The 26,095-nt window shown below is 43.1% G+C and carries 31 protein-coding genes, 1 riboswitch and 1 other annotated feature; of the genes, 7 read left to right on the top strand and 24 right to left on the bottom strand.

Annotated elements, in window-relative coordinates; genetic code table 11:
• The first annotated feature begins 49 nt into the window (after positions 1-49).
• Positions 50-520: a nucleoside deaminase gene (locus tag NSS78_RS06335; RefSeq protein ID WP_003212370.1), complete on the top strand. Its 471-nt coding sequence runs from the start codon at positions 50-52 to the stop codon at positions 518-520.
• A 61-nt stretch (positions 521-581) separates the two neighbouring features.
• Here NSS78_RS06335 and NSS78_RS06330 read toward each other — a convergent pair whose 3' ends face one another.
• Positions 582-998 carry an organic hydroperoxide resistance protein gene (locus NSS78_RS06330; RefSeq protein ID WP_003212261.1) on the bottom strand — a complete coding sequence of 139 codons (417 nt, stop codon included), beginning with the start codon at positions 996-998 and terminating at the stop codon, positions 582-584.
• Positions 999-1,160: 162 nt separating this feature from the next.
• On the opposite strand from NSS78_RS06330, the gene NSS78_RS06325 reads away from it, so the two are divergent.
• Positions 1,161-1,607 carry a MarR family transcriptional regulator gene (locus NSS78_RS06325; protein WP_003212097.1) on the top strand — a complete coding sequence of 149 codons (447 nt, stop codon included), beginning with the start codon at positions 1,161-1,163 and terminating at the stop codon, positions 1,605-1,607.
• Positions 1,608-1,639: 32 nt separating this feature from the next.
• Here NSS78_RS06325 and NSS78_RS06320 read toward each other — a convergent pair whose 3' ends face one another.
• The 6 genes from NSS78_RS06320 to purU form a co-directional block, all read right to left on the bottom strand.
• Positions 1,640-2,068 (bottom strand): organic hydroperoxide resistance protein, encoded by a 429-nt coding sequence (locus tag NSS78_RS06320; RefSeq protein WP_044138892.1) that lies wholly within the window; start codon positions 2,066-2,068, stop codon positions 1,640-1,642.
• A 151-nt stretch (positions 2,069-2,219) separates the two neighbouring features.
• Positions 2,220-2,354, bottom strand: a complete 135-nt coding sequence (locus NSS78_RS06315) for a hypothetical protein (RefSeq protein WP_050945190.1) — start codon at positions 2,352-2,354, stop codon at positions 2,220-2,222.
• Positions 2,344-3,480, bottom strand: a complete 1,137-nt coding sequence (locus tag NSS78_RS06310) for a Rap family tetratricopeptide repeat protein (protein ID WP_340900656.1) — start codon at positions 3,478-3,480, stop codon at positions 2,344-2,346. Before NSS78_RS06310 ends, NSS78_RS06315 begins: the two co-directional genes overlap by 11 nt.
• 125 nt (positions 3,481-3,605) lie before the next feature.
• Positions 3,606-4,853 carry a glutamate-5-semialdehyde dehydrogenase gene (locus tag NSS78_RS06305; protein ID WP_327840566.1) on the bottom strand — a complete coding sequence of 416 codons (1,248 nt, stop codon included), beginning with the start codon at positions 4,851-4,853 and terminating at the stop codon, positions 3,606-3,608.
• A 12-nt stretch (positions 4,854-4,865) separates the two neighbouring features.
• Entirely contained in the window at positions 4,866-5,963 is a 1,098-nt protein-coding gene (gene proB, locus NSS78_RS06300; protein WP_003211523.1) for a glutamate 5-kinase, read from the bottom strand.
• Positions 5,964-6,018: 55 nt separating this feature from the next.
• Positions 6,019-6,237 (bottom strand) — a binding site (T-box leader).
• Positions 6,238-6,280: 43 nt separating this feature from the next.
• Positions 6,281-7,183, bottom strand: a complete 903-nt coding sequence (purU, locus tag NSS78_RS06295) for a formyltetrahydrofolate deformylase (protein ID WP_003212058.1) — start codon at positions 7,181-7,183, stop codon at positions 6,281-6,283.
• Positions 7,184-7,345: 162 nt separating this feature from the next.
• Here purU and NSS78_RS06290 point away from each other — a divergent pair, with 162 nt between their 5' ends.
• On the top strand, positions 7,346-7,531 hold the full coding sequence (locus NSS78_RS06290) for a hypothetical protein (RefSeq protein ID WP_050945194.1): 186 nt from the start codon (positions 7,346-7,348) through the stop codon (positions 7,529-7,531).
• A gap of 32 nt (positions 7,532-7,563) precedes the next feature.
• Here the strand turns inward: NSS78_RS06290 and NSS78_RS06285 are convergent, their stop codons facing one another.
• Both NSS78_RS06285 and NSS78_RS06280 read right to left on the bottom strand, forming a co-directional pair.
• Entirely contained in the window at positions 7,564-7,878 is a 315-nt protein-coding gene (locus NSS78_RS06285) for a multidrug efflux SMR transporter (RefSeq protein ID WP_003212530.1), read from the bottom strand.
• Positions 7,875-8,204, bottom strand: a complete 330-nt coding sequence (locus tag NSS78_RS06280) for a multidrug efflux SMR transporter (protein ID WP_327840563.1) — start codon at positions 8,202-8,204, stop codon at positions 7,875-7,877. The genes NSS78_RS06285 and NSS78_RS06280 overlap by 4 nt, the downstream gene beginning before the upstream one ends.
• Before the next feature lie 66 nt (positions 8,205-8,270).
• Positions 8,271-8,378: riboswitch (guanidine-I (ykkC/yxkD leader) on the bottom strand.
• Positions 8,379-8,598: 220 nt separating this feature from the next.
• On the opposite strand from NSS78_RS06280, the gene NSS78_RS06275 reads away from it, so the two are divergent.
• On the top strand, positions 8,599-8,733 hold the full coding sequence (locus NSS78_RS06275) for a YrzI family small protein (protein ID WP_003212325.1): 135 nt from the start codon (positions 8,599-8,601) through the stop codon (positions 8,731-8,733).
• A 174-nt stretch (positions 8,734-8,907) separates the two neighbouring features.
• Positions 8,908-9,951 (top strand): trifunctional transcriptional activator/DNA repair protein Ada/methylated-DNA--[protein]-cysteine S-methyltransferase, encoded by a 1,044-nt coding sequence (locus NSS78_RS06270; protein WP_327840561.1) that lies wholly within the window; start codon positions 8,908-8,910, stop codon positions 9,949-9,951.
• Between the two features lie 17 nt (positions 9,952-9,968).
• Here the strand turns inward: NSS78_RS06270 and NSS78_RS06265 are convergent, their stop codons facing one another.
• The 5 genes from NSS78_RS06265 to NSS78_RS06245 all read right to left on the bottom strand — a co-directional run bounded on the left by NSS78_RS06265 (position 9,969) and on the right by NSS78_RS06245 (position 12,851).
• The gene (locus NSS78_RS06265; protein ID WP_342468313.1) at positions 9,969-10,514 is read right to left on the bottom strand and encodes a GNAT family N-acetyltransferase; all 546 of its coding nucleotides are present in this window, start codon (positions 10,512-10,514) and stop codon (positions 9,969-9,971) included.
• 17 nt (positions 10,515-10,531) lie between these two features.
• Positions 10,532-11,020 (bottom strand): small multi-drug export protein, encoded by a 489-nt coding sequence (locus NSS78_RS06260; protein ID WP_003211008.1) that lies wholly within the window; start codon positions 11,018-11,020, stop codon positions 10,532-10,534.
• Between the two features lie 111 nt (positions 11,021-11,131).
• Positions 11,132-11,884, bottom strand: coding sequence for an NADH dehydrogenase (locus tag NSS78_RS06255; protein ID WP_050945197.1), 753 nt, complete (start codon positions 11,882-11,884; stop codon positions 11,132-11,134).
• A gap of 4 nt (positions 11,885-11,888) precedes the next feature.
• The gene (locus NSS78_RS06250) at positions 11,889-12,215 is read right to left on the bottom strand and encodes a PadR family transcriptional regulator (RefSeq protein WP_012009682.1); all 327 of its coding nucleotides are present in this window, start codon (positions 12,213-12,215) and stop codon (positions 11,889-11,891) included.
• Between the two features lie 114 nt (positions 12,216-12,329).
• Positions 12,330-12,851, bottom strand: coding sequence for an acyl-CoA thioesterase (locus NSS78_RS06245; protein WP_034619972.1), 522 nt, complete (start codon positions 12,849-12,851; stop codon positions 12,330-12,332).
• Positions 12,852-13,030: 179 nt separating this feature from the next.
• Between NSS78_RS06245 and NSS78_RS06240 the strand changes: the two genes are divergently transcribed.
• Complete coding sequence (locus tag NSS78_RS06240; RefSeq protein ID WP_226805087.1) at positions 13,031-13,912, top strand: dimethylarginine dimethylaminohydrolase family protein; 882 nt, start codon at positions 13,031-13,033, stop codon at positions 13,910-13,912.
• Positions 13,913-13,951: 39 nt separating this feature from the next.
• Here NSS78_RS06240 and NSS78_RS06235 read toward each other — a convergent pair whose 3' ends face one another.
• The 10 genes from NSS78_RS06235 to proG form a co-directional block, all read right to left on the bottom strand.
• Positions 13,952-14,920: an oligopeptide/dipeptide ABC transporter ATP-binding protein gene (locus NSS78_RS06235; RefSeq protein WP_309216543.1), complete on the bottom strand. Its 969-nt coding sequence runs from the start codon at positions 14,918-14,920 to the stop codon at positions 13,952-13,954.
• Complete coding sequence (locus tag NSS78_RS06230; RefSeq protein WP_050945199.1) at positions 14,910-15,827, bottom strand: NlpC/P60 family protein; 918 nt, start codon at positions 15,825-15,827, stop codon at positions 14,910-14,912. The genes NSS78_RS06235 and NSS78_RS06230 overlap by 11 nt, the downstream gene beginning before the upstream one ends.
• Positions 15,827-16,906: a dipeptide epimerase gene (locus tag NSS78_RS06225; protein ID WP_003211964.1), complete on the bottom strand. Its 1,080-nt coding sequence runs from the start codon at positions 16,904-16,906 to the stop codon at positions 15,827-15,829. The genes NSS78_RS06230 and NSS78_RS06225 overlap by 1 nt, the downstream gene beginning before the upstream one ends.
• Complete coding sequence (locus NSS78_RS06220; RefSeq protein ID WP_034619974.1) at positions 16,903-17,844, bottom strand: LD-carboxypeptidase; 942 nt, start codon at positions 17,842-17,844, stop codon at positions 16,903-16,905. Before NSS78_RS06220 ends, NSS78_RS06225 begins: the two co-directional genes overlap by 4 nt.
• A 310-nt stretch (positions 17,845-18,154) precedes the next feature.
• The gene (locus tag NSS78_RS06215; protein WP_309216541.1) at positions 18,155-19,777 is read right to left on the bottom strand and encodes a peptide ABC transporter substrate-binding protein; all 1,623 of its coding nucleotides are present in this window, start codon (positions 19,775-19,777) and stop codon (positions 18,155-18,157) included.
• A complete protein-coding gene (locus tag NSS78_RS06210) occupies positions 19,777-20,787 on the bottom strand; it encodes an ABC transporter ATP-binding protein (protein ID WP_106032385.1) in 1,011 nt (336 codons plus the stop codon). The genes NSS78_RS06215 and NSS78_RS06210 overlap by 1 nt, the downstream gene beginning before the upstream one ends.
• 7 nt (positions 20,788-20,794) lie before the next feature.
• On the bottom strand, positions 20,795-21,757 hold the full coding sequence (locus NSS78_RS06205; protein ID WP_309216540.1) for an ABC transporter permease: 963 nt from the start codon (positions 21,755-21,757) through the stop codon (positions 20,795-20,797).
• The gene (locus tag NSS78_RS06200) at positions 21,754-22,689 is read right to left on the bottom strand and encodes an ABC transporter permease (RefSeq protein ID WP_003211100.1); all 936 of its coding nucleotides are present in this window, start codon (positions 22,687-22,689) and stop codon (positions 21,754-21,756) included. The genes NSS78_RS06205 and NSS78_RS06200 overlap by 4 nt, the downstream gene beginning before the upstream one ends.
• An 18-nt stretch (positions 22,690-22,707) precedes the next feature.
• Positions 22,708-23,532, bottom strand: coding sequence for a M55 family metallopeptidase (locus NSS78_RS06195; protein WP_309216539.1), 825 nt, complete (start codon positions 23,530-23,532; stop codon positions 22,708-22,710).
• 189 nt (positions 23,533-23,721) lie between these two features.
• Positions 23,722-24,546 (bottom strand): pyrroline-5-carboxylate reductase ProG, encoded by an 825-nt coding sequence (gene proG / locus NSS78_RS06190; RefSeq protein ID WP_309216538.1) that lies wholly within the window; start codon positions 24,544-24,546, stop codon positions 23,722-23,724.
• 169 nt (positions 24,547-24,715) lie between these two features.
• Here proG and NSS78_RS06185 point away from each other — a divergent pair, with 169 nt between their 5' ends.
• Positions 24,716-26,020 (top strand): trypsin-like peptidase domain-containing protein, encoded by a 1,305-nt coding sequence (locus NSS78_RS06185; RefSeq protein ID WP_309216537.1) that lies wholly within the window; start codon positions 24,716-24,718, stop codon positions 26,018-26,020.
• Positions 26,021-26,095 lie beyond the last annotated feature (75 nt).

The following is a 26,095-nucleotide window of genomic DNA, read 5'->3' as shown; positions in this document are numbered from 1 at the left end:
CATGATTCGTTTATACTAGAGAAGTCAGTCGAACAAAGGGAGGAAGACAATGAATCACGAAGATTTTTTACAACGCGCAATTGATCTTGCAGTAGAAGGAGTCAATAGTGGTACTGGCGGCCCTTTTGGAGCAGTCATTGTCAAGGATGGACAGATTATTGCCGAGGGAAGCAACAATGTGACAACAACAAATGATCCAACCGCACATGCTGAAGTCACAGCCATTCGAAAGGCGTGCCAAACGCTGAATACATACCAATTAGAAGATTGTATTTTATATACAAGCTGTGAGCCTTGTCCGATGTGTCTTGGTGCTATTTACTGGGCTAGACCAAAAGCGGTCTATTTTGCTGCTGGACATCAGGATGCAGCAGTTTCCGGTTTTGATGACTCGTTTATTTATGAAGAAATCAATAAAGATTACGAATCAAGAAATATTCCATTTTATCAGCTGACACTTCAAAAAACCCTTGCACCATTTGAAGCATGGGAAACATACGAACAAAAGAAAGAATATTAAAAAAAGACACCTGCGCTCATCAGCAGGTGTTTCTTTTTTTCAGCGTGATAGAGGACCTTTTTTATTCAGCCACTTCAAGCTCTACTTCGATGTTCCCTCTTGTTGCTTTTGAATATGGACAGAATTCATGCGCAGCCTCAACAAGCTCTTTCACCTTGTCATGGTCAAGGCCTTTTGCAGATACAATCAGCTTGACACCAAGCTTAAATCCGCCATCACTTTCATCTTTTAAAAGACTGACATGTCCCTCGACTTCTGATTCAATGTTGACCCCTTGCTTTTTCGCTACTTGTTCAAGTGCCCCTCCGAAACATGCTGCATAGCCCGCTGCAAATAATTGCTCTGGATTCGTACCAGTTTCTCCGTCTTTCTTTGCATTAGGCATGACAATGTTATGATCGAGCACACCATCTTCTGAACGAACATGTCCAGCTCTTCCATGTTGTGCCTTTACTTTTGCTGTGAATAATGGTTTCATCTTCATCTCCTCCTTTATCTATTTATTCCTTTCACGTTCTATCCATTTCTCAAACATTTATCGCACATTAAAGAATTTTTTCGTTTTTGGGCTGTATTTATTTTAAAAAAGAAGAAAATCTTATACAATGATAAGTATGACAAAAAATAGTTGGTGACTGACATGACAAATGAATTCGAGCATATGAAGCTGGAAAATCAGCTTTGTTTCTTGTTATATGCAAGTTCAAGAGAGATGACGAAGCAGTATAAACCGTTATTAGAAGAGTTAGACATTACGTATCCGCAATATTTGGCACTGCTTTTATTGTGGGAGCATGGGACATTAAATGTGAAAACGATGGGAGAGCTTTTATATTTAGACTCCGGTACACTCACACCTATGCTGAAACGGATGGAGCAAAACGGACTCATCATCCGCGAGCGCTCGAAAGAGGATGAACGTTCTGTGCAAATTCGTTTAACGGAATATGGCGAGCAACTAAAAGAGAAGGCTACTGCAATTCCATTTCAGATGCTGTCTGGGACAGGCAGATCGGAAGAAGAGTTAAAAACGCTGCGCGCCTCTTTGCATGAGCTTTTGCAAAAATTAACACAATCAAAAGGCTGAGGGAACATTCCCTCAGCCTTTTATGATATCAATTATTGTGCGACAGCTACTAATTCTACTTCGATATTTCCTTGAGTCGCTTTTGAATATGGGCATACGCCGTGTGCTTTATGAACAAGCTCATCTAATGCTGATTGCTCAATTCCAGTTCCTTTTACTTCTAGCTTAACGCCTAGTTTGAAGCCGCCATCTGAACTGTCTTTTACTAAGCTCACATGTGCTGTTACTTCACTTTCAAAACGGATACGCTCTTGTCTTGCGACCATTTGAAGGGCTGAATCAAAACATGCAGAGTAGCCTGCTGCAAATAATTGCTCTGGATTTGTTGCTTTTTCAATTTTTTTCGCTCTTGGTGTTCCAGGCATTGCTACATCATGCTCAAGCACACCATCAGTTGAAACAACCTTTCCTTCTCTTCCTCCTACAGCTGATACCGTTGCAGTAAATAAAACTTCTGACATGTATATAACCCTCTTTCTCTCCAATAATATTTTCTACAATTGAATTGTACACAATTAAAATTCAAGAGTCAACGAATACACACTCTTTTTTTAAGATTTCCTTTCTCTTCTATTTTATGTACACAGTAAAAAAAGCCCTTAATAAGGGCTTTTAGATGATGTCTTGCTGCGCATTTGGTTGTTGTAGCGTATGATTTCTGTTATCCGGGTCGGCATTTGCTGCTGCCAGCCATAACGCCAGGATGGTGATGCTTGTACAGACGACTGCCCATTTTTTAAAATTCATATAAACAATCCCCTCTCTGAATATAGATTCGAGCATGTTCCGCTTCTCCGTAGAACATGGAAGATTTTTCATAATCTTCCATTTCATTATAATACTTTGCGGTGTCTAATGCCAGCTCCTCTATATCTGGATATGCATAGGCAGACTCTAAAAAATGAAAAATTCGTTTAATATGCTCCGCATCTTGCTTTAAATACAATGCTTCTAAAAATATCGTCTTTTGAATATGAATGTCATCTTGAAGTACTTCTGCTCGCTTCATACATTCTTCTCTGTAGTGTAAGGCTTCTTCGTGTTTGCCTTGTTTGTATAATATCTGAGCGGCTGTATAAAGAGGGTCTATGGATCGACGAAGGTGATCGGATTGATTTTGGTCAAATAACGAGATGGATTCTTTCATTAGTTCGAGTGCGCGGTCAAGATCTCCCATTCGGTAATAACTGTTGCCCATATTAAACAAAGAGGAAGCAATAAAACGCACATTTTGAAAGTCTCTTGATCTCGCAAGCGCTCTCTCGAGATGTGGTAATGCCTTTTCATGTCTTCTCATATCATCATAATTACCTGCCACAATAAATTCGCATTGGATCGTGCGAAGCGCATATAGCTCATGCTGAATATAGACATCTCGCGCCAGTTTGGCATGATGCATCGAGATATGTGTTTGTTTCATGTGATAATATATTTCTGACATTTTAAAATGAAATTCCGCACGTTCAATATCATCTGACACAAAAGAAAGCTTGTGCTCTGCCTTTTGATAAGACGAGATGGCAGCAATATACTGCCTACGGCCAAATTCATACATGCCTCTGAAAAAATGATAGTAGTATTCAAGCATGCCTGTGACATGTGTTTGATGCTCATCTATTTCTTTCGAAAGCTCGGAAAAGTTGGCGCGAAGCTTTCCTTCCTTTAATGGCTTTAAATAATCGAGCATGACCTCATGTCTGAATTCCATTAAAGAAAAATAGAGAAGCAAATTCTGATCTTCTTCCATTGAATCAAGAGAGGTGCGAATTTCCTGCTTTAGTTGTTCTGCTTGTTCTGAATCAAATCTGCGGATTAATTCATACCACTTGTTGATTTTCACTCCAATATCCGAAGAGGGAATGATTTTCGCCATACGTTGCCTTCTCCAATCTTCTCAAAATATAAAACATTACCATATTTTATCATACTTGACCGAAGAAATACAAAAATGAAAGGAAAAAGAGAGTCCTTTTGTCACAAGACTCTCTTTTGAATTCGTTATTCTCTTATTTGTCCTTGACCGCGAATGACAAACTTTTCAGAGGTTAAGGCAGGCAGACCCATAGGTCCTCTTGCATGCAGTTTTTGTGTGCTAATCCCTATTTCTGCTCCGTAGCCAAATTCAAAGCCATCTGTGAACCGAGTAGAGGCATTATGATAGACAGCGGCAGCGTCGACAGCTGTTAAGAAAAGTGACGCATTTTGATCATTTTCCGTAATGATCGCTTCAGAGTGCTTGGAGCTATACGTTTGTATATGCTGAATCGCTTCTTCTATATTGGCTACGATTTTAATACTGACAATCGGCGCTAAAAACTCTGTTTCATAGTCCTCTGTGGTCGCTAATGAAGCACTTGGCGCAAGAGCACATACAGCTTCATCGCCCCGTATCTCTACCCCATTTGCATGAAGGGCTTCACATAACGAAGCGCCATATGTTTTTGCCCATGCTTCATGAATGACAATGCTCTCGATCGCGTTGCAAACAGAAGGCCTTTGGGTTTTAGCATTCAGCACAATCTGCTCAGCCATTTCGTTTTTCGCTGTTTCATCAATGTAGATATGACAGTTCCCTGCACCTGTCTCAAGCACTGGCACGGTAGACTCTCTCACAACAAGATCAATTAAATTTTTCCCGCCGCGCGGAATAAGGACATCCAGATATTCATTTAAAGTGAACAGCGTTTTCGCCGTTTCACGGCCTGTATCTTCAATCAATTGCACACTGTCTACTGGAATATCCGTTGTGTGAAGCGCTTCATGGATCACCTTCACAATCGCTTTATTACTATGGATGGCAGAGGAGCTCCCGCGAAGAATAACAGCATTCCCAGTTTTCAAACAAAGGGTGGCAGCATCTACAGTCACGTTTGGTCTTGCTTCATAAATCATTCCAACCGTTCCAAGAGGCACACGCACCTTTTCGATGTACAGACCGTTTTCTTTTTGAATGGTTTCTAATGTTTCACCAATTGGGTCTTTTAGGTGAATGAGTTGAAGGGTCGCGTCTGCGATGGCTTCAATTCTCTCTTCCGTGAGTCTAATCCGGTCAATAACAGAAGGCGTGAACTGCTTTTCCTCTGCAGCCTGCACATCCTTTTTATTCTCATCGAGTAAATAAGCGGAAGATGCTTTAAGTGCCGTTGCGATGGCATGTAAAGCTGCATTTTTTTGCTCCGTCGTTTTTAGGAGCAGCTGATCTTTGGCTACACTTGCTTTTTTTGCTTTTTCAAGAACTTCATTCATCGTATTCCCTCCTCAGTTTTGTACATGCTGTACCCAGTGATCTCTGTGTATGACTTCAGGCTTCTCATTTGAAAGCTCGTCACTTCGCATTCCTTTAATACTGAGAAGCTCATCGGATGCGTACAAGGTTTGTCCTTTACCTACTAGTCCGTTCGGCCCGACGACTTCAACGACCTCTCCTTTAGAAAAGTCACCAGCGACATCAATGACGCCAGCTGGAAGAAGACTTCTGCCATGATGCAAAATCGCCGCTTCCGCTCCTGCATCTATCATAATTTTCCCAGAAACGGGTGAATGGAATTGAATCCATTGACGGCGGTTGTTAACAGCTGATAAGTCCTGTTCTCCGATATACGTTCCGTCTCCTTGACCCGCTAGAATATGAAGCAGCTTATCCTCACCAGTACCTGTACCAATGAAGACTTTCACGCCTAGTGAAAGTGCCGTTTGTGCAGCAGACAGCTTTGATTTCATCCCGCCTGTTCCCACTTTTGAGCCTGTGCTCTTCGCATATGAAAACAATTCTTCTGAAATGTGTGTTAGTACATCAAAACGCTTCGCCTCAGGATGCTCATTTGGATTTGCATTATAAATACCGTTAATGTCTGTTAAGATGATCAATTGGTCTGCATGAATTAATCCACTGACAAGAGCTGACAGCATGTCATTATCACCAAAGGTAAGCTCCTCAATGGAGACAGAATCATTTTCATTAATGATCGGTAAAATTTTTCTTTCTAGCAGCTCCATCATCGTTGCATAAGCATTTCGATATCTTGTTCGATCTGAAAAGTCATTACGGGTTAAAAGCATTTGTGCAGGTGTCATGTGAAACTGTGAAAATAGTTCTGTATATTTCTGCATTAATAAGCCCTGACCAACGGCTGCTGCTGCCTGTTTTCCCTTTAAGGTCACAGGTCTTGATGGATACCCTAAGCTGCCAAACCCTGCTGCCACGGCTCCTGATGAAATTAAAATAATTTCATGCCCAGCCTCTTTCAGCTTTGCTATCGCTTTCACATGATCCTGCATTTTTTGTTCATCAATGGCTCCTTTTTGCTCTGTTAATGAACTGCTGCCAATTTTGATGACGATCCTTTGCTTTTTCATTATTGATTCCCTCCGCTATACCTTTAGGCACAAAAAAATCCCTTTTTCTCCTTATGTAAAGGACGAAAAGGGATTTTCCGTGGTACCACCTTCATTGAATAAGCATACTTCTAGCTTATTCCACTCAACTCCTGTAACGCCAGGCACGCGCTTAGATTTTTCCTCTAAGGCTCAAAGGGCAGGTTCAGCAGCTGTCTGCGGCAAATGTTTCAGCATGTCATTTGCTCTCTTTACGCATCAGTTCCTGCTTACTATTCCTTTTCAACGCTCGTTAATTTTTTTATATTATCACCAATTGCTAAGGAAAAGTCAAGCGGTCAATTAAATACAATCGTTTTATTCTCATGCACAATAATTCGATCTTCTAGATGCCATTTGACGGCACGTGCAAGCACACTCCGCTCAATTGTTCGGCCAATATTTTTTAAAGCTTCCGCATCATCCCTGTGATCTACACGCTCAATATCCTGTTCAATGATCGGTCCTTCGTCTAAATCATTGGTCACATAATGAGAGGTTGCGCCAATTAATTTGACTCCTCGCTCATATGCCCGCTTATATGGATTCGCACCGATAAACGCTGGCAGGAAGGAATGATGAATATTAATGATTTTGTTCGGGTGTTGTTCTATAAATCCAGGCGTTAAAATTTGCATGTATCTAGCAAGCACAATGGCATCAATATCATACTCTTCTAATAATGTGAGCTGCTGTTTTTCCGCTTCTTTGCGAATGTCTTTGTTCGCCTTCACAAAATGGAACGGAATTCCAAGCGCTTCTACTGTATCTTTTGCCGTTTCATGATTGCTGATGACGACCGCAATTTCAGCCATCAAATTGCCGCTTTGCCATTCCCATAGCAGCTCATGTAAACAATGAAGCTCTTTTGACACAAAGATTGCCAGCTTTTTCAGCTCACTTGCACGCGACATGCTCCACGTCATTTGAAAAGATGCTGCAATTGGTTCAAACTGCTGCTTCAGCTGATCCATATTTGCCGAGATGTCTTTCCAATCAAATTCAATTCTTAAAAAGAACCGGCCGCTTTCATGATCTGTTGTGTATTGGCTGGATTCAATGATATTTGCTCCGTGCTCAAATAAAAAGGAAGAGACAGCTGATACAATTCCAGGCTGATCCGGGCAGCTGACAAGCAATCTTCCTTTTTGCTCATGCTTTTGTCTGTGTAATTCAAGTTTCTCTGTTATCAAAGTTCTCATGTATCATGACCTCATTTACGTTTTCATTCTAATGAAATATTATACTGGACTGGAAAGAGAAAAAGCAATGTAGAGCCCTATTTTTCATTGAATATTCATTCAATTCTGCACCTATCGTGATATAATGTGAATAGACCTTTTATCATAAAAGGAGTGATGGAGATGAAAAGTATGACTTTGTTTGGAAAAGTGAGCTTTTGGCTCGGCATCATTTGTCTAATCACAGGTATTTTCCTTTTTATAGCCGGTGAAAGACTCATTCCTTTTCTCACATTTGGTGTGTGTTTTCTGCTTGTGAGCCAGCTTTACCGCAAAAATGAAAACGATTCCAATCATCATTCGATGTAACAAAAGGCTGGCATCTATCTGCCAGCCTTTTCTTATTCAATGATTTTCAATCCTACTGCCGCAGATAAAATCAGTGCGATGAAGAAAATACGTTTTGCGTCTTTCGATTCTCCGTAAAACAGCATACCGACGATGGCGCCTCCAGCAGCTCCGATTCCAGTCCAAATGGCATACGCCGTTCCCATCGGAATCGTGTTCATCGCAAGAGACAGCATCAGAAAGGACATCGAAAAGCCAGCCGCAATGAATAAAATCCATTTGACATGCTTGTCTTTTTGGAATTGGTTCATCATGGTCACACAAAACATTTCTAAGATGCCTGCTCCAATAAGTAAAAGCCAGCTCATGATTCAGCCTCTCCCTTCTTTTCACCTGTTGTCAGCTTCAGTCCTAATACACCGCACAAAAGCATGACAATCAAAAGCAGTTTGACAAGCTGAACCGGCTCACCAAGCACCATGCCTATGACGACGGTTCCTGCTGTCCCAAGCCCGGTAAAAACGGCATAAAGTGTGCCAACTGGGAGTACACTTGTTGCTTTCAGGAGTAAAAAAAAGCTCACGATAATACAAACGATGGTTGCGCCCCATTCTATGAGCGAGTGGGCATATTTCAGCCCCATCACCCAGCCGACTTCAAAGATGGCCGCAATAAAGACATTTCCCCATTTCATCTGATCTTCTCCTTTCTGAACGATTCCAACCAACAAAAAAAGCCTGGAAATCGATCGTTTGATCAAATCTCCCGGGCTTTTATCCCTCCGTGTCCATATGGCCTCTTCTAAGACCCTATGTGTTTTCTCTCGGTCCAGACTGCGCCAGCGCACGGAACCCTAGAAAACCAATTCATGATAAACAGACCTGACTTAGAGCAGATTCTGTATTAAAAATCTTATCACACCCCGATATGCCGGTCTACCAGTTTGCTCTCCCTCTTCAAATATACTTGTTCATTTTTCGAAAGAAATGATTTGGGACCGGCGTATACTAAGTGTTAGAAACAGATCAACTGATAAAGAAGATCTGCGGGATATTTGCGTGCTGCTAACCGAAGGGAAATGAACGTATATGACAATCCATTTATTTTTTATTACATTGACGATCAAGCGTAAATACAAGGACATGGAGACCGTTCTTTACGAACAAGAAGTTGAAACATTTTATGAAGAAATGAAACAGAAACAACTAAAGTATATGAACTAAAACAGGAAAAATATGGAAGAAGGACCAAGTTAGACACGCTCAGACGTTAAAGGAACGATCATATCGCTGGTATAATGAACTCAGATTGATGTGATGAACGTTCAACTTTAGGATGCTGCATTTATAGATCATCCGATGTATCGGCCCAAATAATGAAACCAAGAGGTGGATCGTATGATGATAAACGACGAACAGAAACATGAATTTTATCAAGCACTGGTTGACAAGAATCCGCAATATGACGGCACATTCTTCGCCGGCATTAAGACGACCGGTATCTTCTGCCATGCCACATGTACCGCTAGAAAACCAAAATATGAGAACTGTGAGTTTTTCTTTACAGCAGAGGAAGCACTGCTAGCAGGGTATCGTCCGTGCAAGCGCTGCACTCCATTAACCTATCCAAACAGCATTCCAGAAGAAGTCAAAACACTCGTTTCAGCAGTTGAAACACATCCTGAAAAACGCTGGAAAGAAGAGGACTTTCGCGAGTTAGGGATTCACTCTGCAACGGCCCGGCGGAAATTCAAAGAAATCTACGGCATGACCTTTGTTCAATATGCGAGATCACGCCGAATGGGGCTTGCCTTTAAAGAAATTATGAATGGAAAAAAAGTGATTGATCAGCAGGTCGCCTTGGGCTATGATTCTTCGAGTGCCTTCAATGATGCCTTTACGAAAATCATGGGAAATCCCCCTAAAAAGGCGCAGACTAAGATTCTCCACGCTAATTTTATTTCCACACCGATTGGACGCATGATCAGCGTGACAGATGCCGCGCATGTGTATTTACTGGAATTTATGGACAGGCGGGGACTAGAAAAGGAAATTGAGAACATGAGAAAAAAGCATCATGCGCGTATTTTAGTTGGGGAAACAAACGTCCACCAACAATTGGTAAAGGAATTGACCTTATATTTCGAGAAAAAACTGACGCAGTTTACCGTACCACTTTCCATGCATGGTACCCCTTTTCAAATGAAGGTGTGGGACCTGCTCACACGCATTCCATCAGGCGAAACAAGTTCATACCGAGATCTTGCTGTGATGCTGGGCGATCCGCATTTGGTCCGGGCGGTAGGGAATGCAAATGGTGCCAATCAATTGGCGATCATCATTCCATGCCACCGCGTCATTCAAACAAGTGGTGAGCTTGGCGGCTACGGCGGCGGGGTTGAACGTAAGAAATATTTACTTCAGCTAGAACAGCGGATATAAAATAAAAACGGCTCTGCTTATTTTGTAAGCGAGCCGTTTTCTTCGTAGCGGGTGATGCTGTATACATCAATGATTTGGTCCCATTTTGAAATGGTTTTTTCTTTTTTCATGCCCATTTTTAAAGCGACCTTTACCGATGCTTCATTGTCTGGGCGGATTAAGCTCACCATTCGTCTGACCTTCATTTCTTCAAAACCATAGGTGAGACAGCCTTTTGCGGCTTCAGCAGCATAGCCATTTCCCCACGCTGCTTTTTTTAGCATGTAGCCGATTTCAAGTTCTGTTTGTCCTTCAATGTTTTGCAGAACAATCCCGCTTTGCCCAAGTGGTTCATTCGTTTCTTTGTCTTCAATGATCCAGAGAGAAGTATGATACATACGGTCATTCTTTTGATTCCATGCAATCCACTCTTTCGTCTGCTGCTCATCCTTCAAAGAAGGATAATACTTCATTACTTCTTCATCTTGGAACAACATGTCATATAAAAATGGTGCATCATGTTCATTCATCGTTCTCAGTCTAAGGCGCTCTGTTTCAAGCACTGTGCGTGTTTGAAGTTTCATTTATGATCCCCCCTCACTTACTGATTAAAAATATCACCGAACAATCCATTTGAATCTGGGGCAAAGTAATGGATTCCCGCACCGGTTAAACTAGCTGCCAGCGCCGTCCACATCATTAAACTGACTGTCATCCACACCGCAACTTGCTTTCTCTTCGTCCCGAAGCTCATGCACATAAATGCCGCTAGATGACTGCCGATGATAAAAGGACCAATAAGCGCTAATCCCGGGAGACCATATCGTTCCCAAATTTTTCTGGCTCGCAGTTGCTTTTTTTCTCCTTTTTCATCACTTTTGTCCTCTTTTCTTCTCAACCGCCATGCTTTGAAGCGGTCTACGAAAACAATGAGGAGCAAGACTGTGAGAAAGTTGCCGATGAATCCGATTACAGCCGTTGTCACAGGATGCAGTCCACCTAAGATGGCCAGTGGAACAACACCAACCACTTCAAAAAAAGGCAAAGCAGCCAATACAAAAACAAGTACATATCCCCATAAAATATCCAAGCATAGAACCCCTTTTCATTTTGTCCTCTTCCCATTGTAATGAAAAATACGCTACCATTTCTACATTTTTTTAGAAAAAGAAAAGTACACCGGATGGATGTACTCTATTTTTTACATCGTGTTTTCATTTTTCTTGTTCGCCCGGCGTAAGACCATGAGCATAAGCCCTATTACGATCACAACCGATAGTAGACTTTGCATGAGAAGCACGCTTGGTGATGTCCAGCCAAGCCATTCGAATATGAGCTGCGGTCCGAAGAAGATAACCGGTATCAATGAAACGACATTCGCCTTTAAGATTGCATTAAAGACAATGATACATAACAGCATAAGCAGGATGACGCCCAATCTTTGACCTGAGGTCAGCACAAGTAATGGTGTGCCGAGCTTTTGATCCAATAGTTTGATTGTGACCATTGAAGTCAGTTGAAAGATTCCTAAGATCCAAAAATAAAGAAATGCCCGGCCGCCTGTCTGAAAGGCAGACGCTCTAAACATCACAATAATCATGATGACATTGGCTACTAAAACGAGCGGATAGCCAATTAACGCATACCAAGAATAGGATAAGCTTTGACTGATCGCATCTGATAAAATCATATAAAAGAGTGAACCAATTAAGAAGGCACTGACGAAAGGAACCCAGTCTTTATGGTTTCCTGACAGCTCTTTTGCGAGTTCATCAGCATAGCCCCTCGGATCTCCGCCAAACACAGCCTCCCCTGTTTTGCCATCTTTTTCAGCCTCAACCGCATGTGTCGTTAGCTCATCCATCAGCTCATCAATTTCGTCCTCATTTTTTCCCATTGATATGAGATAAAATTTCAGCTCTAGTAAGATGTGTCTTGTTTCTTTTGATACCATAATCTCACTTCCCTTTTTGTAGTAAACAGTTCACATTTTTTGAAAGCTCACTCCAGCGGGTAATAAACTCTGTGAGCGCTTGTTCTCCAGCTTGTGTGAGCGTATAGTATTTCCTTTTCGGCCCGCTTGCTGATGCTTTTGTGACAGTGGTCACAAGCTGTTCCTTTTGCATACGCAGCAGAATCGGGTAGATACTGCCTTCACTAATTTGATCAAATCCATAATGAGCGAGCTTCTTCGTCATTTCATATCCATAAATCTCACCCTCTGAAATAATCGACAGCAGGCAGCCTTCTAAAATTCCTTTTAGCATTTGTGTGGATGTTGTCATCTTTGTTCCTCCGATTCCAGTACCTTGCATCACAAGATAGCATCATCTTACCACACACTATCTTGCCATGCAAGATACCGTTCTAGAAAAAAATCACCGCTTAAAGGGTGATTTTTACGCCCATGGTTTATCTGTCCCAAGTGCGTCAGCCAATGCCTTGCTATGCTTTCGGCGGCTTTTTCTTTCTTCAGCCCGCTGTTTTGCGGTTTGATGCAACATGATTTCTTCCTCTGTTTCCGGCATGACTTGTGGGACTTTCTTAGGCTTCCCATTGTCATCTAACGACACAAAGGTAAGAAATGAAGTCGCTGCGAGTCTGCGCTCTCCAGACATCAAGTTTTCTTTGATGACCTTAACGAACACTTCCATAGAAGACGTACCCACCCATGTGACATAGGACTCTAAACATACCGACTCCTTTTGTCCAATCGGCTCTAAAAAATCAACGGAATCCATTGATGCCGTGACCGTTTCACATCGGCTGTGCCTTGCTGCCGAGATGGAGGCAATGTCATCTATATAACTCATTAATTTTCCACCAAATAAGGTTTGGTGATTATTCGTATCGAGAGGGAATACCCTGCTGGTTTTGACAACTTTTGATTCCTTGCAGTATTTAAAATTTTCTTCACTCATCATCATAGCTCCTTCTTGCTGTTTTCGTGAATGCGGAACGACTTTTATTAAACACTATTCTTTTAGGTTTGTCTAAACATTTTGCTTTAGTCTCCTGTGAGAGATTTTCTTTCGGAAATGTTTCAACTATGACTAGAACGAGGAATAATAGAACTATGAACAAACAAGGAGGCCATTTGATGGATTCTATGAGAGCAGAACAAATACACAAAATGCCGCAATGCATGAGTGAATATGACGATTTACAAGAAGTCCTTTTATGCAGTCCCATCTATATGGAAATCAAACAGATCATCAACGAAACCCAAAAACATTTTGCAAGAGAAAATATTTCTCAAATGAAAGCCATTACTCAGCATAAGCAATTGATCCAAACCCTAAAAGACCATCAAGTACGCCCCATTATGCTTCCTGCAAATGACCGCTTTCCTGAACAAGTGTTTACCCGGGATATTGGGTTTACGATTGGACATACACTCTTTGTTTCAAGCATGGCCGCTCCAGTTAGGCAAGGAGAAGAACAATTGTTAAAAGAGTGGGCACAGGGAAATGGGTTGAAGACTGTTACCCTGACAAATGGAACGATTGAAGGCGGCGATGTGCTTGTGGATCAAAGACGCGTATTTGTCGGAACGAGCAAAAGAACAAATCCAGCCGCTATTCATGAGCTTAAAAAAGAACTGCCGGATCATGACATCATTCCCATTCATCTTCCTGCTCACATTTTGCATCTCGATTGTGTGATGAATATTCTCTCTCATGATGAGATATTGATTTATCCAGAAGCGTTCAAAAAAGAGGATCTTCACCTGCTCAACATGCATTATCATCTAATTGAAATAAGCGAACAAGAGCAATTCACACTCGGCCCAAACGTTTTATCCATTGGACAGAAAAAAGTGATCAGTTTGCCCATCAATCAAGAAACAAATGCTGCATTAACCGCTCACGGCTACACTGTCATTGAAGTGGATTTTTCAGAAATCATTAAATCTGGCGGCTCTTTTAGATGCTGCACATTGCCGATTCGGCGTACGTTCACTAAAAAAGCCAGCGTGTAGAACAGTTTGTCTACTTGCTGGCTTTTTATCTGCCTATTTTTATGTCCGATCGTATAAATGACAGGCGACATCATGCCCTTCTTCTACTGCTTGTAATGTTGGCTTTTTTTCAGCACACACATCCATCGCTGCAGGACACCTTGTTCGAAATACACAGCCGCTTGGCGGGTTCACTGGACTTGGAATTTCTCCCTTTAAAATGAACCTTTTGCGCTTGTCCTCCACGTCAGGATCTGGTATGGGGATCGCTGACAGCAATGCTTGTGTATAGGGGTGCAGCGGTATTTGATATAACGTATCACTGCTAGTCAATTCGACGAGATGACCTAAATACATGACACCGATTCGGTCGCTAATATATTTGACCATCGACAAGTCATGCGCAATAAAGAGAAATGTCAGCCCTTCCTCCTTTTGCAGTTTCTTCAGCAAATTCACGACCTGCGCTTGAACGGAGACATCTAGTGCAGAAATTGGTTCATCTGCCACAATAAATTTCGGCGCTAAGGCGAGTGCTCTTGCAATACCGATTCTCTGCCTCTGCCCTCCGCTGAATTCATGAGGATAGCGCGTGGCAAAGTCATAGCTAAGTCCAACAGCTTCCAGTAGTTCTTTCACCCGGGCAACCCTTTTCTTTTGACTCCCATAAAGGTTATGAATCTCCATTGGCTCCAGCATAATATCTTTTACAGATAGCCGCGGATTTAAGGAGGAATACGGATCTTGAAACACCATTTGAATTTGCCGATTAAAATCAAAGGATTCTTTTTGTGAAAGGTGATGAAGGCTTTTCCCTTCATACAAGGCTTCTCCATCTGTCGGTTCATAAAGGCGCATAAGCACTTTTCCAAGTGTGGATTTCCCGCAGCCGGACTCGCCAACAAGGCCAAATGTTTCGCCTTGTTTCAGCTGAAAGGAGACACCGTCTAGCGCTTTTAGCGTTCTTCCTTTCGATAGATGAAAATGTTTTTTGAGATTGTTTACTTGTAAAAGTGGTTCAACTGCCATGACCTTTCCTCCTCTCGCTTGGCAAATACCGTCTCGCACCTGCCCATTCTTTTTCATATGAAGTGCCAGCAAGGGAAAGAAGTTCAATTTCTCTGCCGGTTTTAGGTGAATGAAGCATCATACCGTCACCTGCGTAGATCCCAACATGGCGGACTGCTCCCTTTCCGTTGTCATTGGCGAAAAACAATAAGTCGCCTTGTTCTAAATGGCTTGATGCGACCGGTGTTCCTTGCACTGCTTGGTCACTTGCATCCCTCGGCAAAAGATATCCGCACGCTTTATACATGCTGTAAGCAAAGCCCGAACAGTCATAGCCAAAGCTGCTCATGCCGCCCCATAAATACGAAAGACCAATAAATTGTTTTCCCTTGTCTACAACATCTTTGCCGGCCATAGAAAAAATAGATGAAACTGGATGCACATCTGCTTTATTGATTTCTCTCGTCCCTGCTGGTGTGACAACACGAAAGCAATCACTCGTTTCTTCTACAGCTGCGAGCTCTGTTAAAAAACTAATTTCCATGTCCGCTTGCCCGTTTCGATAGAGCATGGCTTTTTTCTGACAAACGATATGAGATATAGTTGGTGCACTTCCTTCTGTCACTTGCTTTAGTTGGTTCGCAGGTATATAGCCAGGATAGCCTTGTGGGTGTTTCCGGCTGGCCTGCTGCGGAATAACGACTTTCATCCAGCCGTCTGTTTCTTCTAAGCCAATGACTCGTTCACCGAGCAGTACTTGCGACTGGATCAGATTTTCTTCACATAAAGCCAGTTTTTCTTCATATGTTTGCTTGTCAATCCACTCTTTGAATTTGAAGGAGCTCTGAAGTACCTTTTGATCGATTTCTCTCGGTGACTGCGGCGCTGTCCATACGTTCGCAACTGCAACCTTTGATTCAAATATCATCATGAGACTCCTTTCACTCCTTGAATGCCTAACCCATGATGCGGCGGGAAAAAGATATCTTTTCCTTTGTACACGATTCCTCCGTCCACCATGTCCTCTTTTAGCATGAGCGGGGCATCAAAATCATAGCGGGTGATATTTGGCTGGCTGGCGGCGAGATGAGCGGCTGCTGTAATGCCAAGTTTTGACTCAATCATGCTGCCAATCATGCACTTTACGCCGTATGCTTCTGCCAGTGCATTGATTTTTAGGGCTTCTTTTATGCCGCCTGATTTCATTAATTTTAAATTGATTAAATCACAGCTTCTCGTTTCAAGCACCTTGATCGCATCATGAAAACTAAAAATACTTTCGTCTGCCATTATCAGTGTATCTGTTGCCTCCGTCACACGGCGTAGGCCTTCGATATCTTCTTTTGGCACTGGTTGCTCGACTAGTTCGATATTCAGTGGCTCCATTTTCCGAATGGCTACGACCGCTTCCTTCCACGTCCAGCCCTGGTTCGCATCGAGTCTAATCTGAATATCCGGCCCGATCTTTTCTCGAATTCGCTTGATACGCTGAATATCCGTATCTATATCATCTTTTCCTACCTTGATCTTTAATGTCTGAAAGCCTTCAGCTGCGTATTGCTTCGCATCTTCCGCCATCTCAAGCGGACGGTTTACACTGACCGTATAATCAGTTTCAAGCTGACTGCGATATCCGCCAAGGTATTGATAAAGCGGAAGTCCTGCCTGCTTCGCTAAGCCATCATAAATGGCCATGTCAACCGCTGCCTTTGCGCTTGTGTTGCAAGCGAGCACCCGGTTCATATGAGAAAAAATTTGTTCATATTCTGACAAGGAAGCTCCAAGCAAACTCGGTCTGATCACTTCGCAGATGGCATAGTCGATGCTTTCCAGCGTTTCACCTGTAATCACTGTTGTCGGGACTGCCTCTCCGTAGCTGACGTCACCTTGATCATATGTGATGATAACGATCAGAGATGCTGCGTCATACACCGTTCGTAAAGCGGTTTTGAAAGGCTTTTTTAGCGGTACACTCATTCTACATGTACGAACATCGACGATTTTCATTTGATCGCCTCTTTCGCTGCAACGCCTGGAGAAATGTGCAGTTTTTTTCCTGTCGCATCTAATGCAGCCTGCGTGCCCATTGGAATGGCAAAGTTTGGCGAAGAATGACCGATCCGGAAGCCCCCAAGTGCAGGTTTCTTTTGCGGGACAATATAGGTGTCCCATACTTGATTCAATGTGAGGGACTGATCTTTCTTTTTTGGCTCACATTGATGAAAATCTCCAATGATGAATCCAGCCGCATCATCCAATTTTCCAGCAGATGTAAGGTGCTGCATCATTCGATCGATTTTATAGGGTTCTTCGTCAATATCTTCAATGAACAAAAGCTTTCCCTTCGTATCGATTTCAAAAGGCGTACCAAGTGTTGTCACGATGAGGGCAAGATTTCCTCCTGCAATCTCACCTGAAGCGGTGCCCGGATAGAAAGTATGAAGGGGTGACAAGTGGTGCGCATACGTAAAGGCTTTCGGTGCGAACAGCTGTAAAAAGGTATCTTTCGTATAAGGATGGACCTCCTCAAGTCCCACATCAGAGGAAAGCATTGGCCCATGAAACGTCACAAGACCCGTCTGCTGCTGGATGGCCGTATGTAAAAACGTAATATCACTATAGCCCCAAAAGATTTTTGGATTCCGGCGAATGAGGTCATAGTCAATGACTTCCGCAAGTCTTCCAGTCCCGTATCCTCCGCAAGCACAAATAACCGCCTTCACTTCTGGATCTTGAAACATACGATGAAGATCCTCCACTCTTTCATGATCATGACCTGCTAAATATCCATACCGGCGGCCCAAATACTTCCCTTTTTTCACCTTTAGCCCGAGGCTTTCTAAAAAGGCAATCCCTTTTGCTAATTTCAGCTCATCAGGCGGGCTTGCTGGTGCAATAATCCCCACCGTATCCCCTGTTTGAAGTGCCACTGGCAGCTGGCTCATGCCATATCCCCTCTTTCTCTTCGTTTCTTTCAATCTATGGGTTTCTGCTTCATAACATGAACGAATAAAGGAACAGACGCTTTTATCTAAAAGCGTCTTAGATTGTTGACAAAGGGCTAAAATGATGTTTATTTTAGCCCTTTGTCTTCTTTTCAGCGTGATAGAAAACCTTTGCAGTCTAGGAAGGACGAGCACTGGCGCGGAGCGAATTTGTCATTCGTGAGCACCAGCGCGCAGGACTGACAACGAATGCGAGGGTTTGTCTACACGCTGAGACGCTTTTATCTAAAAGCGTCTTTTGATCCTAATATTACTCTCCATCTACTTGTGCCCATTTCAAATCGATATACCCAACAGGGTGACGGACAATCCCCTTCACGCCTTCTTTTTGTAAATGAACTTGGTTATAAAAATGAATCGGAATGATCGGTGCTTCTTCAATGAGAAGTGCCTCTGCATCATGAAGAATGTTATTTCTCTTTTGCTCGTCTGCTTCCTGGCTCGCCTTTTTGATCAGCTGATCATAGGTATCGTTTGACCATCCTGTCCGGTTCATGGCATTCCCTGTTTGAAAGCTCTCTAGGAAATTGATTGGATCTGCATAGTCTGCTAAAAATGAACTTTGTGAGAATTGGAATTTGAGCGCCTTTTGATCTTCTGCAAACACATTGGCTTCCATGTTTGCAAGCTTCACATCTACACCTAGCGCTTCTTTCAGCTGCTGCTGGATGGCTTCAGCTTTTTTCTTGTTCTCAGGCTTTGTACTGTATGTCAATGTGACGGCTGGCAGTTTTGAATAGTTCTCTTCTTTCAGCCCTTTTTCTAATAACTTCGCAGCTTCACTCTTATCATTCTTCACAAGATCACCGCCAGCTTTTCTGAAATCCTCACCCTTTGAATCAAGAATGCCTGGCGAGACGAAGGCACGTGCTGGCTTCTCTTCATTTTTCGTTACATAATCCACGATATCTTGCGGGTTGATCGCCATTTGAAAAGCTTTGCGGATGTTCTTATTTTGAAAAGGCTCCATGTTCACATTCAGACGATAAAAGAACAATCCAGCCTGGTCTTCAATTTGTACATCTTTATTTTTCAGCAGATTTTCACTTTGCTCTGCTGGGACAAAGGCAGTATCTAAATCTCCTGATTGATACATTTGATAGTCTGTGTTTCGATCACTGATCATCAGCCACTTCACTTGATCCAGCTTGACTGTTTTTTTGTCCCAATACGTCTCACTTTTTTCCATTGTGAAGCTCTCATCATGCTTCCACTCTGTCAGCTTGAACGGTCCATTTCCGACAAAGGTTTTGGCGTCTTTTGCCCAGTTTGGGTCCTTCTTAGCTACCTGTTCATTGACAGGAAAAAAAGCAGGGTTTGCGGTCATATTTAAGAACGATTTCTGCGGATATGCCAGTGTGACCTTAAGCGTTTTGTCATTTACAGCGCTGACTTTCACGTCTTCTTTGTCTCCTTTTCCGCTGTTAAATGCCTCTCCGCCTTCAATCATGTAGGCTAGGAACGATGCAGATGAGCCTGTTTTCGGATCCAGCAGCCGCTTCCACGCATATTCAAAGTCACTCGCTTTCACTGGATCACCATTTGACCACTTGATGCCATCTCTTAAATGGAACGTGTACGTTTTTCCATCCTCTGATATCTCCCATTTTTCCGCCATTGCAGGAGATGGTTCGTGCTTTTCATTCAGTCTCGTTAATCCCTCCATTAAGTTATTGAGCCCTTGCCACGATACATTATTAAAACCAATCGGCGGATCAAACGACGTCGGTTCATTTTCGTTATTTAAGGTTAATATTTTCTTTTCACCCTGATTGCTTGATGATCCTTTCCCTGCTTGCTCATTGGCTGTACATCCTGCGAGCAGCATGATCGTGAACAAACATATACTGATGATCCATCCCTTTTTTCTCATCAAAAACTCCCCCTTTGTGTTGATGATAAAACGGTTTGATTCGCTCGCTCATCTTGGAGCCAGCAATGCACTGTGTGGGTAGGTGACCGCTGCGTTTCGTGCGGCATGATATGATCACACACCTTCATGGCGGACGGGCAGCGATCTGTATACGGACAGCCCTTTGGCGGAGCAAATAAATCAGGCGGGCTTCCTTCAATTGGAATGAGTTCATCTTTCATATCAAGTCTTGGAACGGATTGCAGAAGTCCTTTTGTATAGGGATGCTGCGGACTGTAAAAAATATCTCGCCTCGTTCCGACCTCCACCATTTTCCCTCCGTACATGACGGCTACCCGGTCTGCGACTTGGGCGACGACCCCTAAATCATGTGTGATTAAAATAATGGTGACCCCTGTTTTTCTCTGAATCTCTTTAAACAGCTCTAATATTTGTGCCTGTATGGTCACATCCAGTGCGGTCGTCGGTTCATCAGCAATCAGCACTTTGGGCTCGCAAATTAGTGCCATGGCAATCATGAGCCGCTGCCTCATTCCCCCGCTGAACTGGTGAGGGTATTGCTTTAACCTTTCCTTCGGCTGCGGAATGCCGACCAAATCAAGCATCCGAATGGCGGCTTCTGTCACTTCTTTTTTCGTCAGCTTTTGATGCTCCTTTGCCGCCTCCATGAGCTGATCGCCGATTGTCAAGGTTGGGTTCAGTGCGGTCATTGGATCTTGGAAGATCATCGAAATATCGACACCTCGTATGGCGCGCATTTCTTTTTCAGATAATGACAGCAAATTTCGGTCTTCAAACCAGATTTCTCCCCGATCAACATGAGCGCTGTAAGCTGGCAGCAGCCTCATAATGCTTTGTGAAGTCACACTTTTCCCGCAGCCTGACTCTCCTACAATGGCAAGGGTTTCTTTTTCATATACATCCACATTCACCCCGCGTACCGCTCGAACTGAGCCGCCATATGTCCGAAAACTGACGTGCAGATCGATGATTTGTAGAACTTTTTTCAAAGCGCCATCACCTCTTCATCTTCGGATCAAGCGCATCTTGCAAGCCATCACCTAAATTGTTAAAGCAAAACATCGTGAGCGAAATAAAAAACGCAGGGAAAAATAAACGCCACCAATGCCCGTTATCTGACAGCACTGTCGGCAGCGCATCATTTGCCATCACGCCCCAGCTTGCAAACGGTGCTTGAATGCCTAAACCAAGAAAGCTTAGGAACGCTTCTGCAAATATCGCGGTTGGTACAGTTAAGGTCATCTGAACGATAATCGGCCCCATCGTATTCGGCAGCAGGTTGCGGCGAATGATACGAAGGCTCTTTGCACCAAAGGTTTTTGAGGCAAGGACATATTCCTGGCTTTTCAGCTGAAGAACTTGACCTCTCACGATTCTTGCCATTCCAATCCATCCGGTGACAGTGAGCGCTACAATAATGGTGACGAGCCCTGGCCCCATCAGAACCATCAATAAAATGACAACAAGTAAATAAGGAAGACCGTAGAGCACCTCGACGATTCGCATCATGACATTGTCATATCTCCCGCCCTTATAACCGGCAATGCCTCCATAGATCACGCCGATGGCAAAATCAATCAGGGCTGCCATGACGCCTACAAATAAAGAAATACGCGCCCCGTACCATGTACGCGTGAACACATCTCGTCCAAGCTCATCCGTTCCGAACCAGTGAGCAGCGGATGGCGGCAGATTTTGCATCGAAAGACGCTGCTCTGTCACGCTATTAGGTGCAAGCAATGGGCCTAATAGTGCCATGATAAAAAGAAAAATCAATACCGATAGACTAAACATCGCAAGCTTATTTTGCTTCAGTCGCCTCCATGTGTCTGCCCAATACGAAAGAGAGGGTCTTTTAATGGCATGGGCCTCCGTTTTCTTTTGCTCTCTCGGAGAAAACCATTCGTCCGGCACTTCATGATGCGGATTCGGTTGATCCTGCTGCAAATGTATACTCATGCCTTTCCTCCTTTCTGATGCAGCTGAATCCTTGGATCAAGCAGGCGATACGCCACATCGACAATGAAAAGAAGTGTGATTAAAATGATGCTGTAAAAAACAGTGGTTCCCATGATGACAGGATAATCACGGTTGTTAATACTCTCGACAAAGTATTTTCCCATGCCAGGAATCGCAAATATTTTTTCAATGACAAAACTTCCTGTTAAAATGCTTGCGACAAGTGTGCCAAGAATAGTCACAACAGGCAAAAGCGCATTTCGAAGTGCATGTTTAAACACAATTTTAAAGGGAGAAAGTCCTTTTGCTTTAGCAGTGCGAATATAGTCTTGAGACAGCACTTCAATCATGCTCGATCTTGTTAACCGGGCAATAATGGCCATCGGACTAACGGCAAGAGCAATGGTTGGCAGCACCATATGCATCGGACTTGTCCACATCGCTGTAGGAAAGAGCTTCAAATTCACAGCAAGCTGCTGAATTAATAAGGTAGCAAAGATAAAGTTTGGAATGGATATACCGAAAACAGCAATGGTCATGGCGATATAATCAATCAATCCATTGTGCCGGAGGGCAGCCATGACCCCTAGCAGGATGCCGGAGATGACAGCAATCAATATTGAGATAAGACCAAGTTCTAATGAGACTGGGAAGCCTCTCGCCAATAGATCATTGACACTTTCAGAAGGCTTTTTAATGGAAGGACCAAAATCAAAGGTAACGATGGATTTTAAATAGATGACATATTGAACATACAGTGGTTCGTCTAAGTGATAGTAGCTTTCGAGGTTTCGCTGGACGGTTTCGTTTGTATTTCGTTCTTCATTGAAGGGCGATCCTGGGATGACCTTCATTAAAATAAACGTTAACGTCGTAATCGTTAAAATCGTGGCAATCATCGCAATAAAACGCTTGAGCAAAAAGCTGGTCATCTGCCGTCTCCCCCTCGCTTAACAAAATGTTGTACGTGCGGCAAGCTCTGTCATGACAAGCATCGCTTGGTAGGCTTCTAATATATTCTCTGCTTGATACGTCACCGTTGTTGTCCCTTCAATAATGGCAGTACCAGGCATTAAATTCGCCCATTCAGCTTGTCCATAATTGGCAAACTCAATCTTCAGCAGCGGCTGATCAGGAGGCGTCAGCGGCTTGATGTGATGAATCTGTTTCATTGCGGCTTCCACTTGCTGCAAGATTTGTTGGTTGACTTTGGCAGGAGTGAGAGATTTCACAGCAGATCTTGATATGGTCTCTTTCACTGCCACTGTTTTCACACCAGGCATCAGCTTCTCTGCTTCAAGAGCTGCTTGATCGTCTCCGCAAACAAGAATCACCGGCACACCATAGTAGCCTGCAACATACGCATTAAAGCCCATTTCACCAATTGGATGATCATTTATGTAAAAATGTCTAACACCAAAAATCATACTGTGGGACATCACACCTTTCATAGACGCCCTCGCATGATAGCCTAAAAAAACAGCAGCATCATAGGTTTGATCTAACCCTTGAACCATTGAATAAGGCTTGACGTCACCAGATATAAGAGATGCTTCTTCATGCAATTCTTCAATCAACAAATTATTCATTTTAGAATGACTGTCATTGACCAAAATATTGGTTGCGCCATGCTGAAGAAGTGCCTCCACACAGGCATTCACTTCACCCGTCATGATCTTTCTGCCCCGTTCATAATTGTGCTGACGGGCATCGACAAATGTATGATCAGCTAGACCAGTAATCCCCTCCATATCGACAGATACATAGAGCTTCATTCCCATCCCCCTTAAATTAAACTTAAAATTTGTGTATATTTTTCTAAATTTTCTAAAAAATTATATGATTACTTGATCGATTTTTCAATACAATGTCTGAAAATAAGGAAATTAGACTCAGATATTATAGATCAAAAGACTGTACGACAAAGGATTTTTTTAACAAATAAAACACCGCTAACTATGTCTTTAGTGGTGTTTGTCTGCTTCGTTAATCTGTGATTTCAGCTGTTCATATTTCTTCATCGTTTGTGTAAATAGATCATCAAACATCTGAGGTGCCTGCTTTTGAATAACCTCGGCGCCTTCTCCTGTAATGCCCCCTTTTGTCGCCACTCTATCGACGGTTTCAGCAAAGGTGAGGCCCCGTTCTACAAGGACTTGACCTGTGCCTAAAAGGGCATACGTTAAAAATTCATACGCTTCCTCTAAGGAAAGCTCACTATTTCTCACAGCAGCTCTCGCCATTTCTTCAAAAAGAGCAGCGATAAAACCAGGAGATGAGCTCGTCAAGTTACTCGCCGCATCGAACTTGTCTTCTTCAACTTCACGTACGATGCTAAAAGCTGAAAGCAGGCGGTGCAAACGCGCCTTTTCTTCCTCTCCAGCAGTTTCACCATGCGCAACGAGGGAAACGCCCGTTCCAACAGCTGACGTGAGCGTTGGGATGTATCTGGATATTGGTTGAGTCGTATGCTTTGATAACTTGTCTAACGTCACAGCCGCGGCTACTGACACAATATGCACCGATTTGGCTGCTGAAGACAGTTGATCGAGTACATCAAGTACAGCAAGCGGCGGCACGCAGATAAAAAGTACATCACATGACGCAGAAAGTTCCTCTAATGAGCAGATGTTTATTTCTTGATGCTTGTCTTTAAGTTGAAGCAGGCGGTCCGTTTCACTTCTTGTATGGATCATGATTTGATGTGCATAGAGCACTTCTTTTTCCAGCCATTTTTGCACCATCATATCAGCCATGCTTCCATATCCAATGATTCCAATTGTCTTCACAGTTTAATCTCCTCTATTTTGCTTAGATTCACTACTTATTTTAACAATTTCCCACAATGTTTTCATTTTTATCCCACACTTTTTTCTTACGATCAAGTCAGTATCCACAACAAAAGGTAAAACCCCCTTAAACCCATACATGAAAAAATGATGAAAGAGAGTGATTTGAATGACACATCACAAAAATGAACAACAACCTTCTCAAGAACTTCAAACAACGGAGCAGCCGCAAAAACGAAAGAAGAAGCCAAACGGCTGGTTTAAGCCATTTGTCAGCGGTGTTGTAGGCGGTACGCTGGCGTTAGGTGTGTACGTCCTTTCGCCATATGCCCAGCACGCATCAGACAACACAGCACATAATTCAGCAGTGGTATCGACAAATGATACAAGTACCAATTCGTCAAAAACAACCGCCGTCCAAACATCACATTCATCGAGCAGCATCTCCAGCATGGTGGAAAATGTATCACCAGCCATTGTCGGCATTACAAACTACCAAGCGCAAAGTCAAACAGACACGAGCTTCGGCGATTTCAATACGCCTTTTGATGAATCACAGCAAAATAAAAGCAGTCAAGAGGAAAAAACAGGTACAGGCTCAGGAGTGATTTTCAAAAAATCCGGCAGTAAAGCCTATGTCTTAACAAATAACCACGTCATTGAAGGGGCAAATAAACTCACAGTATCCTTACACGATGGCAAAACCGCCAAAGGTAAACTGGTTGGAGCTGACCCGCTGACTGACCTAGCTGTTGTAGAAATTAGCAGCAGTCACGTAACGAAGGTTGCGGCATTAGGCGATTCCTCCTCGCTGCGTGCTGGGGAAACCGTCATCGCGATCGGAAACCCGCTTGGTGAAGATCTATCAAGAACCGTGACCCAAGGAATTGTCAGCGGTGTTGACCGAACAGTCTCGATGAACACATCAGCAGGCGAAAGCAGCATTAATGTCATTCAAACAGATGCAGCTATTAACCCAGGAAACAGTGGCGGCCCGCTTCTTACGACAGATGGAAAGGTTGTGGGGATCACGAGTATGAAAATTTCTGAAACAGGTGTTGAAGGCATCGGATTCGCTCTTCCAATCAATGATGTCAAACCAATCGCCGATCAGCTTCTCGCAAAAGGAAAGATTGAGCGTCCATATATCGGCATCAGCATGCTGGATCTCGAACAAGTCCCGGACGTGTATCAGAAAGAAACACTCGGTCTCAAAAATAGTCAGCTTGATCAAGGTGTATACGTCAAAGAAATCGCCGCAGGCTCACCTGCCGCCAAAGCCGGCTTAAAGTCAGAGGATGTCATTACCGCCATCAATGGGAAACAAATCAAAACCGGAAGTGAATTACGTCATGAACTATACACGAATACGAAAGTTGGAGACACCGTAAACATCACACTCATTCGAAACGGAAAAGAAGAAACGAAGAAGGTGACATTAACACAAACTGAATCTAAGCAGGTAAGTTCCTAATGCAAAAGAAAAAGGGCTAAAATCAAGATGATTTTAGCCCTTTTTTCTTTTCAGCGTGATAGAAAACCTTTGCAG

It is taken from the genome of Bacillus sp. FSL W8-0920, from assembly GCF_038593215.1.
Lineage (GTDB): Bacteria > Bacillota > Bacilli > Bacillales > Bacillaceae > Bacillus > Bacillus pumilus.
The sequence above is the reverse complement of the archived record's forward strand: the minus strand, read 5'-3'. Positions and strand labels throughout refer to the sequence as shown.

Coding starts and splice junctions, on each gene's coding strand:
- NSS78_RS06195 (WP_309216539.1), bottom strand. CDS start 23,532: ATGAAGCTCTATGTATCTGTCGATATGGAGGGGATTACTGGTCTAGCT.
- NSS78_RS06265 (WP_342468313.1), bottom strand. CDS start 10,514: ATGAAACTTCAAACACGCACAGTGCTTGAAACAGAGCGCCTTAGACTG.
- NSS78_RS06315 (WP_050945190.1), bottom strand. CDS start 2,354: ATGAATTTTAAAAAATGGGCAGTCGTCTGTACAAGCATCACCATCCTG.
- NSS78_RS06215 (WP_309216541.1), bottom strand. CDS start 19,777: ATGAGAAAAAAGGGATGGATCATCAGTATATGTTTGTTCACGATCATG.
- NSS78_RS06290 (WP_050945194.1), top strand. CDS start 7,346: ATGAAAAGTATGACTTTGTTTGGAAAAGTGAGCTTTTGGCTCGGCATC.
- NSS78_RS06220 (WP_034619974.1), bottom strand. CDS start 17,844: ATGAGCCAGCTGCCAGTGGCACTTCAAACAGGGGATACGGTGGGGATT.
- NSS78_RS06285 (WP_003212530.1), bottom strand. CDS start 7,878: ATGAGCTGGCTTTTACTTATTGGAGCAGGCATCTTAGAAATGTTTTGT.
- NSS78_RS06255 (WP_050945197.1), bottom strand. CDS start 11,884: ATGGTATCAAAAGAAACAAGACACATCTTACTAGAGCTGAAATTTTAT.
- NSS78_RS06225 (WP_003211964.1), bottom strand. CDS start 16,906: ATGAAAATCGTCGATGTTCGTACATGTAGAATGAGTGTACCGCTAAAA.
- NSS78_RS06310 (WP_340900656.1), bottom strand. CDS start 3,480: ATGGCGAAAATCATTCCCTCTTCGGATATTGGAGTGAAAATCAACAAG.
- NSS78_RS06240 (WP_226805087.1), top strand. CDS start 13,031: ATGGATTCTATGAGAGCAGAACAAATACACAAAATGCCGCAATGCATG.
- purU (WP_003212058.1), bottom strand. CDS start 7,183: ATGAGAACTTTGATAACAGAGAAACTTGAATTACACAGACAAAAGCAT.
- proB (WP_003211523.1), bottom strand. CDS start 5,963: ATGAAAAAGCAAAGGATCGTCATCAAAATTGGCAGCAGTTCATTAACA.
- NSS78_RS06330 (WP_003212261.1), bottom strand. CDS start 998: ATGAAACCATTATTCACAGCAAAAGTAAAGGCACAACATGGAAGAGCT.
- NSS78_RS06335 (WP_003212370.1), top strand. CDS start 50: ATGAATCACGAAGATTTTTTACAACGCGCAATTGATCTTGCAGTAGAA.
- NSS78_RS06275 (WP_003212325.1), top strand. CDS start 8,599: ATGACAATCCATTTATTTTTTATTACATTGACGATCAAGCGTAAATAC.
- NSS78_RS06250 (WP_012009682.1), bottom strand. CDS start 12,215: ATGACAACATCCACACAAATGCTAAAAGGAATTTTAGAAGGCTGCCTG.
- NSS78_RS06270 (WP_327840561.1), top strand. CDS start 8,908: ATGATGATAAACGACGAACAGAAACATGAATTTTATCAAGCACTGGTT.
- NSS78_RS06245 (WP_034619972.1), bottom strand. CDS start 12,851: ATGAGTGAAGAAAATTTTAAATACTGCAAGGAATCAAAAGTTGTCAAA.
- NSS78_RS06200 (WP_003211100.1), bottom strand. CDS start 22,689: ATGACCAGCTTTTTGCTCAAGCGTTTTATTGCGATGATTGCCACGATT.
- NSS78_RS06320 (WP_044138892.1), bottom strand. CDS start 2,068: ATGTCAGAAGTTTTATTTACTGCAACGGTATCAGCTGTAGGAGGAAGA.
- NSS78_RS06205 (WP_309216540.1), bottom strand. CDS start 21,757: ATGAGTATACATTTGCAGCAGGATCAACCGAATCCGCATCATGAAGTG.
- NSS78_RS06305 (WP_327840566.1), bottom strand. CDS start 4,853: ATGAATGAAGTTCTTGAAAAAGCAAAAAAAGCAAGTGTAGCCAAAGAT.
- NSS78_RS06230 (WP_050945199.1), bottom strand. CDS start 15,827: ATGATATTTGAATCAAAGGTTGCAGTTGCGAACGTATGGACAGCGCCG.
- NSS78_RS06185 (WP_309216537.1), top strand. CDS start 24,716: ATGACACATCACAAAAATGAACAACAACCTTCTCAAGAACTTCAAACA.
- NSS78_RS06235 (WP_309216543.1), bottom strand. CDS start 14,920: ATGGCAGTTGAACCACTTTTACAAGTAAACAATCTCAAAAAACATTTT.
- NSS78_RS06325 (WP_003212097.1), top strand. CDS start 1,161: ATGACAAATGAATTCGAGCATATGAAGCTGGAAAATCAGCTTTGTTTC.
- NSS78_RS06280 (WP_327840563.1), bottom strand. CDS start 8,204: ATGAAATGGGGAAATGTCTTTATTGCGGCCATCTTTGAAGTCGGCTGG.